This is a genomic window from Lysinibacillus sp. CNPSo 3705 (genome assembly GCF_028674935.1).
In the GTDB taxonomy this organism is placed as follows: domain Bacteria; phylum Bacillota; class Bacilli; order Bacillales_A; family Planococcaceae; genus Lysinibacillus.
This window is the reverse complement of record NZ_JAQZSD010000003.1, coordinates 80791-93684: the sequence shown is the minus strand read 5'-3', so window position 1 is coordinate 93684 and position 12894 is coordinate 80791. Positions and strand designations below refer to the sequence as shown.

The 12894-nt window shown below is 35.7% G+C and carries 14 protein-coding genes and 1 riboswitch; of the genes, 5 read left to right on the top strand and 9 right to left on the bottom strand.

All coding sequences use genetic code 11. From position 1 onward, the window contains the following. Positions 1–25 precede the first annotated feature (25 nt). The 6 genes from PVA17_RS02095 to PVA17_RS02070 all read right to left on the bottom strand — a co-directional run bounded on the left by PVA17_RS02095 (position 26) and on the right by PVA17_RS02070 (position 5382). A complete protein-coding gene (locus PVA17_RS02095) occupies positions 26–760 on the bottom strand; it encodes an ABC transporter permease (RefSeq protein WP_274066736.1) in 735 nt (244 codons plus the stop codon). Further along, entirely contained in the window at positions 760–1470 is a 711-nt protein-coding gene (locus PVA17_RS02090; RefSeq protein ID WP_274066735.1) for an ABC transporter permease, read from the bottom strand. Before PVA17_RS02090 ends, PVA17_RS02095 begins: the two co-directional genes overlap by 1 nt. Beyond that, on the bottom strand, positions 1467–2378 hold the full coding sequence (locus PVA17_RS02085) for an ABC transporter ATP-binding protein (protein WP_274066734.1): 912 nt from the start codon (positions 2376–2378) through the stop codon (positions 1467–1469). The genes PVA17_RS02090 and PVA17_RS02085 overlap by 4 nt, the downstream gene beginning before the upstream one ends. Positions 2379–2674: 296 nt before the next feature. Continuing rightward, positions 2675–4027 (bottom strand): sensor histidine kinase, encoded by a 1353-nt coding sequence (locus PVA17_RS02080; protein WP_274066733.1) that lies wholly within the window; start codon positions 4025–4027, stop codon positions 2675–2677. Beyond that, positions 4024–4692 (bottom strand): response regulator transcription factor, encoded by a 669-nt coding sequence (locus PVA17_RS02075; RefSeq protein ID WP_274066732.1) that lies wholly within the window; start codon positions 4690–4692, stop codon positions 4024–4026. The genes PVA17_RS02080 and PVA17_RS02075 overlap by 4 nt, the downstream gene beginning before the upstream one ends. Positions 4693–4935: 243 nt before the next feature. After that, entirely contained in the window at positions 4936–5382 is a 447-nt protein-coding gene (locus PVA17_RS02070; RefSeq protein WP_274066731.1) for a VOC family protein, read from the bottom strand. Positions 5383–5661: 279 nt separating this feature from the next. On the opposite strand from PVA17_RS02070, the gene PVA17_RS02065 reads away from it, so the two are divergent. Beyond that, positions 5662–6507 (top strand): aldo/keto reductase, encoded by an 846-nt coding sequence (locus tag PVA17_RS02065; protein WP_132361293.1) that lies wholly within the window; start codon positions 5662–5664, stop codon positions 6505–6507. Between the two features lie 80 nt (positions 6508–6587). Here PVA17_RS02065 and PVA17_RS02060 read toward each other — a convergent pair whose 3' ends face one another. Next, on the bottom strand, positions 6588–6971 hold the full coding sequence (locus tag PVA17_RS02060) for a winged helix-turn-helix transcriptional regulator (RefSeq protein WP_132361292.1): 384 nt from the start codon (positions 6969–6971) through the stop codon (positions 6588–6590). 110 nt (positions 6972–7081) lie between these two features. Here PVA17_RS02060 and PVA17_RS02055 point away from each other — a divergent pair, with 110 nt between their 5' ends. The 3 genes from PVA17_RS02055 to PVA17_RS02045 all read left to right on the top strand — a co-directional run bounded on the left by PVA17_RS02055 (position 7082) and on the right by PVA17_RS02045 (position 9973). Next, entirely contained in the window at positions 7082–8266 is a 1185-nt protein-coding gene (locus PVA17_RS02055) for an MFS transporter (protein WP_132361291.1), read from the top strand. Between the two features lie 207 nt (positions 8267–8473). Beyond that, positions 8474–8884, top strand: a complete 411-nt coding sequence (locus PVA17_RS02050) for a YuzC family spore coat inner layer protein (RefSeq protein ID WP_132361290.1) — start codon at positions 8474–8476, stop codon at positions 8882–8884. A gap of 148 nt (positions 8885–9032) precedes the next feature. Beyond that, a riboswitch (SAM riboswitch) is annotated at positions 9033–9141 on the top strand. A 94-nt stretch (positions 9142–9235) separates the two neighbouring features. Continuing rightward, positions 9236–9973 carry a cyclase family protein gene (locus PVA17_RS02045; RefSeq protein WP_132361288.1) on the top strand — a complete coding sequence of 246 codons (738 nt, stop codon included), beginning with the start codon at positions 9236–9238 and terminating at the stop codon, positions 9971–9973. A 97-nt stretch (positions 9974–10070) separates the two neighbouring features. Here the strand turns inward: PVA17_RS02045 and PVA17_RS02040 are convergent, their stop codons facing one another. Beyond that, on the bottom strand, positions 10071–10667 hold the full coding sequence (locus PVA17_RS02040) for a DedA family protein (protein ID WP_132361286.1): 597 nt from the start codon (positions 10665–10667) through the stop codon (positions 10071–10073). A 185-nt stretch (positions 10668–10852) separates the two neighbouring features. Continuing rightward, a complete protein-coding gene (locus PVA17_RS02035) occupies positions 10853–11626 on the bottom strand; it encodes a Cof-type HAD-IIB family hydrolase (RefSeq protein ID WP_274066730.1) in 774 nt (257 codons plus the stop codon). A 564-nt stretch (positions 11627–12190) separates the two neighbouring features. Here PVA17_RS02035 and PVA17_RS02030 point away from each other — a divergent pair. After that, entirely contained in the window at positions 12191–12886 is a 696-nt protein-coding gene (locus PVA17_RS02030; RefSeq protein WP_274066729.1) for a DUF2225 domain-containing protein, read from the top strand. The last annotated feature ends 8 nt before the right edge of the window (positions 12887–12894 follow it).

The window sequence follows — 12894 nt, the reverse complement described above, 5'->3', positions numbered from 1 at the left end:
GATCCCAAGTAAATCCCCATTCATTTTATACAGCTTTTCGTTGGAAATATAAATATCCTCCAAGGAAAAACAGTACGAATCCTCCTCCTACAACTGTTAATAATTGATCCCAAGGCACGAAGAATACATCACCTGTATTGCCACCTATATTCATCATCAAGAAGGGCTGTCCCCATGGATAGTAAGGGCCAAAACGTGCAGAATTGACTGCTAATATAGACGGTAAAGTAAAAGTAACGTTTACTGCAAATGGAGCAGCAAAACTTTTAAACATGATGGATGTCCATAGCTGCAACGCTACTAATGGCATTGTCGCTAGCCATCCGCCAAGAATACTTTTCCATACAATTTCCATTGGGAAAGGATCTGAGTAGCCTTTCATAATACCCACTATATATATAGAACATAAATATAGTATTTGCATCGCCATCACAAGAAGCATAATTAAGACATACTTTGCAACAAACACTTTCCCTCTTGTCACAGGTAGTGCTAAAAGTTGTTTCCAGCCACCAGATTGATGTTCATATCGACAAATAAGACTCGCAAATACTCCTGAAATTAAAGGTAGAAATAATAATGCATACAATAAATTCATAGAAATTAATGAGCTATACCATTCATTAACCCCAGAATTTGACATGTCACTAAAATTTGATGTTAATCCGATAAAAAGCCCGATTATAGGCCCCGCAAAAATTAATGGCACCATTTTAGATTTGCGTAATTTAAACCATTCAGCGCTCAGTATAGACCCCATTACTTTACATCCCTTCTTGCAAAATCTATCATTCCGATAATATACAGTAAAATACCTATGCCTACTCCAAGCATGACATTAATAATGGGCTCATCCCATTGATTCATTAACGATGGCCATTTCCAAATCATCCAGTCAGGCAATACAAATGACGAATAAGCAAAAATCACACCAAAAATACCTACTGTAATGGGTATCCCCTGATTATGACAAACGCTTGCAATCCAAAGCTGAAGTGCCAATATTGGCAACGAAGCAAAAAATGGATAATAAGCAAATTTAGCAATTTCCGCATATGGTATGCTGTCACCTAAATCTAAAAACACTCCATAAGCCATTGACAATAGCATTAAAATCGTAGAAGACATAAACAATAAAATTGCTAGAACAGTGAATTTTGATAAATACACTGTTAATTTAGAAACAGGCAGTGCAATTAGTTGCTTCCACGCATTGGTTTCATTTTCAATGCTCGCTATAAATGAAGTTAAAATAGCAATCCCTAAAACGATAGCAAGTGGGGTAAATGCATGAACATTTGATAAGTAGTAGCCCCAATCGTCCTCGCTTTGCTCTAACAAATAGTCCTTCCTTATACCGTAATTCACCATTTGCATGGCAACAACTCCGATTGGTCCTAAAGCTGTTAAAAACCATAATCCTTTGCGTTTAATTTTCAAAAAGTCAGAAGTTAATAGTTTTCCTATCATAGCGCTTGCTCTCCTGTTGTCATTTGAAGGAAAATCTCCTCTAAAGATCGTTTTTCTTCCTCTACTCGATAAACCGAAATACCTTCTTGTACAAGGATTTGTACAATATGTGCTACTTTTTCATCTGAGCATTCATCGAATAAAATGAGGTCATCCTTATGCTCTGCTTTAATACCATTTGCAACTAGTGAACGCCAGCCCTTTTCACTATAGCTCACTTTAATGACTACCTTTGGCTGAGCAAATCTACGCATTGCTTCAATTGAATCTTGGAAAATCATTTTCCCCTTTGTCACAATGCCCACTTGCGTTGCCATTTGATCTATTTCAGATAATAGATGGCTCGAAATAATAATTGTCATGCCATATTCTTTAGGAAGTCGTTTAATCAAATTACGAATTTCGATAATACCAGATGGATCAAGTCCATTCGTTGGTTCATCTAAAATAAGTAATTCAGGGTTATGTAACAATGATGCAGCAATACCTAAACGTTGCTTCATCCCAAGAGAAAAGCCTTTTACTTTTTTATTTGCAGCATCCTTCAAACGAACAATTTCTAATACTTCATCGATGCGTGACTTCGGTACACCTAAAATTTTTCTTAATGCTTCTAAATTTTCATAGGCCGTTAAATGTGGATAATAGGAAGGGTTCTCTACTAATGAACCAACCTTTGCTAAAATATTAATTCGTTCCTTCTTTAAATCTTTTTGGAAGATTTTGATTGTCCCAGAAGATGGCTTCATTAGACCTAGAAGCATACGAATCGTTGTAGTTTTTCCTGCTCCATTCGGTCCTAAAAACCCATATATTTCACCTTTACGTATTTTTAAATTAATATTTGATACAGCTTGCTCTTTAGCAAAGCTTTTTGATAAGTTTTCTGTTTGTACGATATATTCCATTGTCCTCACCTCTGTAATTATCATAAGAAATGAAGGTTAAAAACAGGTAAGGTCCAAGGTTAAATTTTGTTTAAAAAAGATACTTTATCGTAACGTGGGTTGATTTCTGTTCCGGCTGGGGGCGTTCGATGAGCCACTTCGCTCGCTTTGCTCGCTCCAACTACTCTCCAATCAACTAATTCGCATGACATACGTTATTTAAATAGCTCAGGAAACAAAAAACAGCATGCCCTAAGCTTTGCTGGCATACTGTTTGAACAATTAGAAGCATGTCTTAGCATGCTTCATGAAAAATTCTATTTGTAATGTTTAATTTTAATCTGTGTGCCGGATTCGCTTGACTCAATAGCCCAATCTAAATCCATGCCCTTCACCATAATATCAACAATCGATAAGCCGATACCGGCTCCTTTCGCATTGGATTCATTTTTCATTCCATTTCCGTGATCCTTTATAATAAATGCATCATAGCGCTCCGTTGATTCGGTTTCGACGCCAATATATTTCCCGCTGCTCGCATGACGTAATATATTTTGAAATAAATTATCAAATATACGTCCAAGCCAAATCGGGTCAATTTGCCATTCATTTTTCTCAAATGGCTGTAGCTCAATATTGATTTCAAAGCCTTCCTTTTCAAACACTGGATACCATGTAGTCATTTGCTCACGCACAAAACGTATAACGTTGATTTCTTTCGCCTCAAATTTATATTTACTAGCGGTCAGCAATGTATAAGACATTAAGTTTTCTATTAACGCGTCGATATTAACAATCGATGTTTCCATTGCCTTAATCGCTTGTTTTCCATTCTCTGATATTACCTCTTTGCTAACTGAATATGATTGTGCCCGTATTTTCGTTAATGGTGTGCGTAAATCATGTGATAAATTAGCAATCAATTCGCGTCTTAGCTGTTCTTCCTTCTGTTCACGATTCTTACTTTCCCTAAGCTCACATACCATGCGATTAAAACTTTGTTCAAGCTGACCAATTTCATCCTTCTTCTTGACCTTCGTTGCAATAGGTAAGCCGTCTACATCACGAATTTCCATCGCTTCCTGAAGGTGCAATAGTCGTTTTCGAATCCCTCTGAAGAATAAAAAGGATATTGCAATGAAAAATAAAATAATGACAAAAACGCCAACAATCAAAAGGTTCCCATACTGTTCATAAACATTTTTAAGCGGTGGATTAAAAACCTCTCTAGGAATCTCAAAAACGATAAACCCATTTGATTCGTCCTGTCCTAAAAAAGCTATAACTGTAAACGGATCTTCCCCATAATGCTCTTTTATAAATTTTGTCGTAAATGCTGGCGTCCATTTTAATGGTAATTGCTCTGTCACATTTAATGTTGTAAGTAATGTACCGTCCTCACTTACCCAGAACATGGATGATTTAGGGTACTGATCCTCCCAATTTTTAAAATGTTGAGCAATGGTTTCCTCATTGACATTTTTTATATTTTTAGCTTCTACAAGCCATTTTTCCTCTACTTCGCTTTCTCTGAGAACTACACTTGAAAAATCAGTTTTTCCTATTCCAAACATAAAAGCGGCAATAGCAAAGTATGATAATTGAACAATAGAGATGGCTAAAAAAATAATCAACATATACTTTGCTAATAATGATCGAAAAAATTTCATAGCTTCACCCTATATCCAATACCTCGAATAGTTTCGATAATCGTCGGTTTGGCTGGATTAATTTCTATTTTTTCTCTTAAGTATCGAATATGCACCATTAATGTTTTATCGCCTTCTATGTAACTTTCACCCCAAACACCTTCATAAAGCTGTTCCTTCGTTAAAATTTGATTTAAGTGGCGAATAAAATACTGTAATAAATAGAACTGCTTACCTGTTAATTGAATTTCTTCATCGGTCTGCTTATTGATAATCCGCATATCTTTCGTATAAATTTTTAGATGCTGAAGATCTAACACATCATCATTCTTTTGATATCTTCTTAGTAAAACCTCTACACGGGCTATAAGTTCATCTGGATGAAATGGCTTCGTCAAATAATCATCTGCGAAGTTAAGTCCCTCTATTTTATCCTCTACAGCAGTTCGAGCTGACAGCATTAAAATCGGGATTTCTTTATTTTCTCGCTTAATTCTTTTGCCAATCGAAAAGCCATCTAAGCCTGGTAGCATTACATCCAATATAGCAATATCCTTAGATGCCATGTGCTGATCGATCCCTTCACCAGATTCAAGCCATGTAACCTCATATCCTCTTTCTGTTAAATCCTTTGTAACCCATTGACCAATCTCTTTTTCGTCTTCTATGTACAATATGCGATACAATGGTAGTCCTCCCAATCTAAGCTAGATTTTAGAAATAAATGTTATTCTGTATTATACGATTTCATAGATTTGTACTCAATCGTTGTACGTAAAGTGAGAGATTCATTTAATAAAAGCTCGAACATCATAGGGTTAGGTAGGATCGATAACATTAAAAAGTTGAGCGATAACTATCAATTATGCCTTGCATAAAACAAGCTAACATAAAAAACGTATTTGGATTTCCCAAATACGTCTATAACTTTAATTATTAGTAATAATCAACATATCATTATCATCAAACTGCCACATGTCCCCATAGGCAACTTCCCAATAATAGCCGTTTGGATCTTGGAAATAGCCACTATAGCCACCCCAGAATACTGTTTCTGGCTCCTTGACGATTTTAGCTCCTGCCTTTTTAGCTAAATCAAATACTTGGTCTACCTCTTCTTTAGATTTTCCATTATAAGCGAGGGTAATTCCGTTAAAGCTATCTCCTATCACAGGTGGATTTGCTTCGTTAATATCTTTTACTAAACGATCAATCGGAAACAGGGAAATTTTTGTCCCCCCATTATTAAAGAAAATAACATCCGGGTTTGTTTCTTCACCATAAACCATCACTTCAAATCCCAGACCCTCACGATAAAAACTAAGTGACTTTATCATATCCTTTACACCCAACGTGATTAAATTTAAACGATTCATCCCACTCTCTCCTTTTTAAAAGTATTAATTACTTATTCTATTTCAAGCATTGAATCCCCTTCCACAAACTGTATATTCGGTAATATACCATTATTTGTAAATAACACAGAGGCTGAACCACTTGACCTAATAAAAATTTCTTACCGCGAACCATTGATATTCCACAAAAGTTACCTCCACGTTTCTATGAAACCAAAAAGTGCGTACTTTTTTTTGCTATGGCATGAAAGCATAATAAGAAAGCAACCAAAGTACTAACAAAAATCGGAGGACAAAAAGATGATCAATCATTTACAAGATACAATCACATTAAATAATGGCTTACAAATGCCAGGAATGGGTTTAGGCGTATTTAAAGTAGAAAATGAAGCTACAGCGGAAATGGTGAAAAATGCTATCGAGATCGGTTACCGTAGTATCGATACTGCTGCTATTTATGGCAATGAGGCCGGGGTTGGTGAAGGTATTAGACAGGCGCTAGCATCTACTGGTTTACAACGTGAAGATTTATTTATTACATCTAAAGTCTGGAACGATGGTCTGAGCTATGAAGAGACAATCGCAGCTTACGAGGATAGCTTAGAAAAATTAGGGCTAGATTATTTAGACCTTTATCTTATTCATTGGCCAGGTAAAAATAAATTTGCAGAAGCTTGGAGAGCACTCGAAGATTTATACGGGCAAGGGAAAATAAAAGCTATTGGGGTATGTAATTTCCATGTATCACACTTACAAGATCTTCTGAAAACAGCTCGTATCAAACCCGTTATTAACCAAGTGGAACTACATCCACGATTACAACAAACGGAGCTACGTTCATTCTGTGAAGAGCACAATATACAACTGGAAGCTTGGGCACCATTAATGCAAGGTGGACTTCTTGATAATGAGACTATTTCAAAAATAGCAGAAAAATACGGGAAATCAAATCCTCAAGTTATCTTGCGCTGGGATATTCAACATGGTATCGTCACAATCCCAAAATCTGTGCGCAAAGAACGTATGATTCAAAACGCTGATATTTTTGATTTCCATTTAACTAATGAAGAGATGGCAATCATTAACGCTATGAATCTAGATCAACGTGTTGGACCAAACCCAGATGAGTTTGATTTTGTCATGTAAACGATAGCTTGTAAACATAAAAGAGACTGTCTTATTTTCTTAGTATAGAAAACTTTTCAGACAGTCTCTTTCCAATCTATTTAAGATGTATGCTTTATTGCGATATCTTCGTCACGTTGCATTAACAGTACATCTTCACCTTTATCTTGTAGCATTTCGATATGTTTTTCACCCCAAGTGCAAAGGATGTTCAGCACAGGGTCCATCTCTTGACCATAAGGTGTTAACGAATATTCAACTTTTGGCGGTACTTGATTGAAAACCTTACGATTAATTAATCCAGACTGCTCTAACTCACGTAATTGGCTTGTTAGCATTTTTTGAGAAATGCCTGGAATCAATCGGCGAAATTCATTCGTACGAATCTGACCATGGTGGTTAAGATGACAAAGAATAATAGGTTTCCATTTACCCCCAATTACTTCAAGAGTGGCTTCGACACCAATATTATAAACTTTTTTCATTGTAAACCTCCTGTAATATTCAAAAGTAACTAAAAGTACCCTACGTAACTTTCTGGCATGTATGAATATTACTATACACTATACAAAAAATCAAAGGAGATAGTAATAGAATGAAAGCTACAAAAGCGCCAAATGCTAAATTCACATTGCTTGCACTTGCCATCAGTGCATTTGGTATCGGCTCTACAGAATTTATAAGCATCGGACTGCTACCATTAATTACAAAAGATTTTAATATAACATTAAGTACTGCAGGTTTAACCGTATCCATATATGCACTAGGTGTAACGATTGGTGCACCGCTTTTAACAGCATTAACATCGCGCCTTAGTCGCAAAAATGTGTTACTGCTCGTTATGGCGCTGTTTATTATCGGTAATTTACTTGCAGCCTTAGCACCCTCATTTTCATTACTACTAACTGGGCGTGTTATTTCAGCATTGGCACATGGCGTGTTTATGTCCATTGCCTCTGTGATAGCTGCAGATGTTGTAGCACCAAATAAACGAGCAAGTGCAATAGCTTTTATGTTTACAGGACTAACATTAGCAACTGTGACTGGTGTCCCACTAGGAACTTTTATTGGACAAGTAACTGATTGGCGAATGTCGTTTATTTTCATAGTTATCATAGGTATTATTGGATTAATTAGTAATGCCCTGCTTGTGCCAAGTCACTTATCGAAAGGTAATCCAATATCGATTTTAGATATTGGTAAAGTTTTAGGGAATATTCGAATGTTATTAATCCTCTTTATTACTGCAATTGGGTATGGTGGCGCATTCGTCGTATACACCTATGTTTCTCCTATTTTAGAGCAGTATATGGGCTACTCACCAAAGGCAATTGTCGTGATCTTAGTTGTATACGGTATTTGTGTTGCCATTGGTAATACATTAGGTGGTCATTTTGCGAATAATAACCCTTTACGCTCTATCTTTATGATCTTTATAGGATTAGCAATAGCACTACTCGGCATCAACTTCTTTTTAGAATCATCCATCATAGGATTAATAATGGTCTTTATGATGGGGCTATTTATGTTTATGAATGTACCAGGATTACAGCTTTATGCCGTTCAGCTTTCAGAAAAATATACACCATCGGCTATTTCAATGGCTTCAGCATTAAATATTTCGGCCTTTAACATTGGTATTTTTCTAGGATCATACATTGGAGGAATGATTGTTAACCTCCAATCATTAGCTCATACCCCTATATATGGATTCGTAATGGTGATGATTGCTGCAGTTACTACCTTCCTAACGTTACACTTCGATAGAAATAAACAATAGATTTCCCTAGAATAACAATAACGAAAGGAAGCCTTAACCATACACAAGGCTTCCTTTTTGTTAAGGAACGTATCGTCGAAATAAGCCTTAAAAAATTCTAATGCCGTGAACCAATTCCCAAAAGGGCTTGAAAGCATCAGCTGTTAACACAGAAAGTCTATATTGTACATAAGATACTGTATCAGCTATAGGATAGGAGGAATTTAGTTGTATTACAATCCTTATCCGTTTTTTGTCTATCCTCATTACTATCCGGCATGGGTAATGGCAAATCAACCAACAAATCAACACCCTTCCCATCATCTAGCAATGCCGACACCCCCAATGAATAGAAGTCCATTTCCAATCGTCAATACAAAGAAATTAAAGACTTCCGCGAATCGGATTAAGGTTATTATGCAGCAAGCACAATTACTTACGGATAAAATTGATGAATCTGAGCAATTTGCACATGATCTTATGAACGCAGCACAACAATCAAATAAAACAGAAGTTGAAAAGTTAATTGCTTCAACAGGCATTACTGTAAAATTCGATACTACCTATACACCAGATGGATTTCGTATAACATTTACGGAAAGTAGCTGTTGTAAGCTAACACTAATTTTAGGTTGGTGAAGAGTTGGCCCTTTGAAGAGGGCCTCTTTTTTTACCTTTAGCATCTTTATGAATTTTAACCTTGTATCCCTATCAAGCTTGTAAACTATAAAAAAATATGCTAAAGTGTTTGTACACATTATTTCTGAAAATTCTTATATCGCATTTTTTCTTATCAAGAGAGACGGAGGGATTGGCCCTATGAAGTCTCAGCAACCAGCCCTATAGAGGTATGGTGCTAATTCCAATTGGCAAAATTCTGCCTTGAAAGATGAGAAGACTTACTTTAGTTGCTTTGCACAAGAGTCCTCTTCTTCAAGGAGGGCTCTTTTTTATTTTTCCATTCTAATTAAAAGAAAGCAGGGAACTATTATGACAAACGAACTTTTACAAGCAATTCAACTATTGAAATCAAAAAAATGGGTAGACTTAACGCATACATTTGGTCCAAATTCTCCACATTTCTTTATGTTTGCTGATGCTAAATTTGAAACATTATTTTCACATGAGGATGGCTTCTTTGCACAGCAATTCACTTTCCCAGGGCAATACGGAACACATATCGACCCACCTATCCATTTTGTACGAGATACACGCTATCTAGAGGAATTGGAGCTAAAAGAACTAGTACTACCACTCATCGTTATTGATAAATCGAAGGAAGCCGCAGTAAATAACGACTACACGTTAAGTATTCAAGATATTCTTGACTTTGAAGCTGAACATGGGGAAATTGAAGCCGGTACCTTTGTTGCGTTCCGTACCGATTGGAGTAAACGTTGGCCAGATAAAGAATCTTTCAGCAACAAAGACGCTGATGGCAATAATCATATTCCTGGCTGGGGATTAGAAGCATTACAATTTTTATTCAACGAACGACAAGTAAGAGCTATTGGCCACGAAACTTTTGATACAGATTCAGCAGCAGATTTCCGTAGAAATGGAAAATTAGACGGCGAATATTTTGTGCTAGAGCAAGATACTTATCAAATTGAGCTTATGACAAATTTAGATAAGCTACCTCCAAAGGGCGCTGCTATATTCAATATCGTGCCAAAGCCTGAAAAAGCATCTGGATTCCCTGTCCGTTCCTTTGCAATATTACCGTAATATAGCAAAAAGGTCTGATTCAATAAATATTGAATTAGACCTTTCATCCATTATCATCCGCATAATTAAGTCCGGAATCGGCTCTGTACTATTGAATTTATTTAGATGCATTCTTTCTTTTGAAAACAACATAAATGATGAACATAATGATGATGAACAATACTATAACATAAATACTGTAACGGGATAAATATAGCTCAACATAATGCCATTTCTCTCCAAGTATCTTCCCTAAAGTGATAAAAGTAAATGTCCATAAAGCTGCTCCCATATAAGCAAAGAAAGCAAATTTTTTATAAGGATAATTATTAATAGCTGCAATATATGCAGTAAGATGACGAACTCCAGGGATAAAATACCCTATTAATAATAATATTGGTCCAATTTTTTCAAATAATTTTCTAGTAAAATCAATTTTCTGTTCTGTAATATGGACTTTCGAACCGTATTTTCGTAATAAAGGTAGCCCGAATTTATAGCCTATATAGTAGCTCAGGGTAATTCCCCCTGCCGCGCCTATCATAGCGCTGATTAAAGCTGGAATATGTGCAAGAGTTTCACGATATACGCTATACCCTACATATGTCAAAAATATTTCATCAGGAAGTGGCAGACCGACAATTCCCCCAATTAGGATAAGAATAATGCCAAAATATCCATAATGTTCAATAAGAGATTGTACGTGATGCGCCATAAATCCACCCCATCTAAAGCGTAATGATTTTTAATAGTTAGCTTTATAATAACTCAAAGGAGACAACATTATGAGTATTATGGATTAAATACATTTTCTCCATGAAAACATTCATCCATGTTGTATCGTAAAAAAATATAGTTTTTTCTTAGTGACTGGTTGATTCATATTTTACTTTCAAATAATTAAATTATTTGCAGCTTACGTAGAGCATAATGAATACCATCTTCTGTTGATTTTTTCGTTACATAATTAGCGACACTTTTTAATGCTTCACTACCGTTGCCCATTGCAATACCAAAGCCAACCTGCTCTAGCATGTCGATATCATTATCTCCATCACCAAAAGCAAGTGCTTCCTCAGGACTCAAGTCAAAATAATCTAGTACAGCCTGCACAGCAATTGATTTGGAAACATCATGTTGCAATACATTTGTAATGTAAGGGTGCCACCTCTTAAATAATAAATGCGGGAATTTTAAAGTATACCTTTTCTCAATTTCCTCGTTGCCATACAAACACATTAAGTAAACCTCTTGCGTTAAAATATCTTCATTAATAACGGGAAATTCTTGCAATGATAATGTTTCTTGCATGGCTTTTAATGTCTCTTGTTCTTGGACGTTATTCATCGATAATTGTTCTGTAAAAAACGAAAGACTTTGTTTATTGTTTTCAGCAAAAGCCTTAACTGCGTGGACAATTTCCTTGGCAATAGGAATTTTATGTATTACTAGATCTTGATGCTTAACATAGGCACCATTAGCGGTAATAAACGTATCTATACCTATGCTTCTTAAACCTTGGCACATTGATAAAGGTCTTCCTGTAGCAGCCACAATATGAATTCCATTATTTTTTAATTGCTCAATAGCGATCATTGTGCTTTCTTCAATACGACCATCTTCATAATTTACAAGCGTTCCATCTACGTCAAAGAATACAATTTTATAATCCATCGTTCTCTCCTTGCTGATTTTATTAAGTATATCGATCAGGGAACCTCACTATAACATGACCCAATTTGGGGTAATACCTGTGACGATAATCTCCAAGAAATCGCCCAACCCCACTCCGATTACCTTCATTTAAATGTCATTTTCCACTACAGACGAGTGCCTAGGTGACTCCGCTTTGTCACTTAATAAAATCCTATATTTCCCTAATCAATATACTTGTCATTTTACATGAAGAACTATCCAAATAGGCATTATTATCTACACAGCAACTAGATTAAAAAAATTAGTAGTTAATCAAACATTTGTACGTTTTATGACAAGCTAAGCCAACCGTATAACTTACACCAACTACACCGATAAACACTATTACGGGTACATATCGAAATTTCAAATAACTAAGAAAGTAATGAACATTTTTATTTCAATAATTCTAAAGGAGTATACCAAAGAGCATAGAATTGTTAAAATAGAGTTAGCTAAATTAAATACATTGAACGATACCATCCACCATATAAATAGAACAAAAGAAATAATAATCATCTGAATGTAAAGGAGTTGATTCTTATGGCATTTAACATTTACTACTATGAAAGTAGTGTGGATTGCAAGTTTTGCAAAAAGCATTTTACCACATATAAAGTCCGCCCTAATCGTTATAAAGTTATCGAAGAGCAAACAGACTTCATGCCAGTTTACGAAGGTTTAAACCCGTTATTGTATGAAGTTGCCGTTTGTCCACATTGTGGCTATGCTTTCCACAAATCGATGACGAGAACATATGGGCCTTTCATGCTTCTTATTGATGAACTGTACATAAAAGAGCTACAAAAACCAATGGACATCCGTAAGGAACGTACGATTGATGATGCCATTGTAAGCTTTAAATTAGCTTATCTTGTATCAAGAGCATCAATGGAAGAGTCACTTCTTATGGCCAATTTCGCGTTAAAAATAGCTTGGCTATATCGCTTAAAAAATGATGAAGAATCGGAAAAGCGCTACCTTTTTGCTGCTAGAGATTTTTACAGCAAATCTTTTGCATCCAATCAAGAGGGCGGAGAGAGAATTCAATATTTACATGCCGAATTAAGCCTCCGACTTGGAGATATTGCCGAGGCTAAAAAAGGATTCTCTCGATTAATAGCAGATCGAAATATTTCCAATAAATATCGAAAACTAGCACGTAATCGCTGGGAAAACTATAAATATGATGAGCAACCGAACAACGCAAATAAAATAATAGAAGAAGTCATCAATTAAAATAAAAC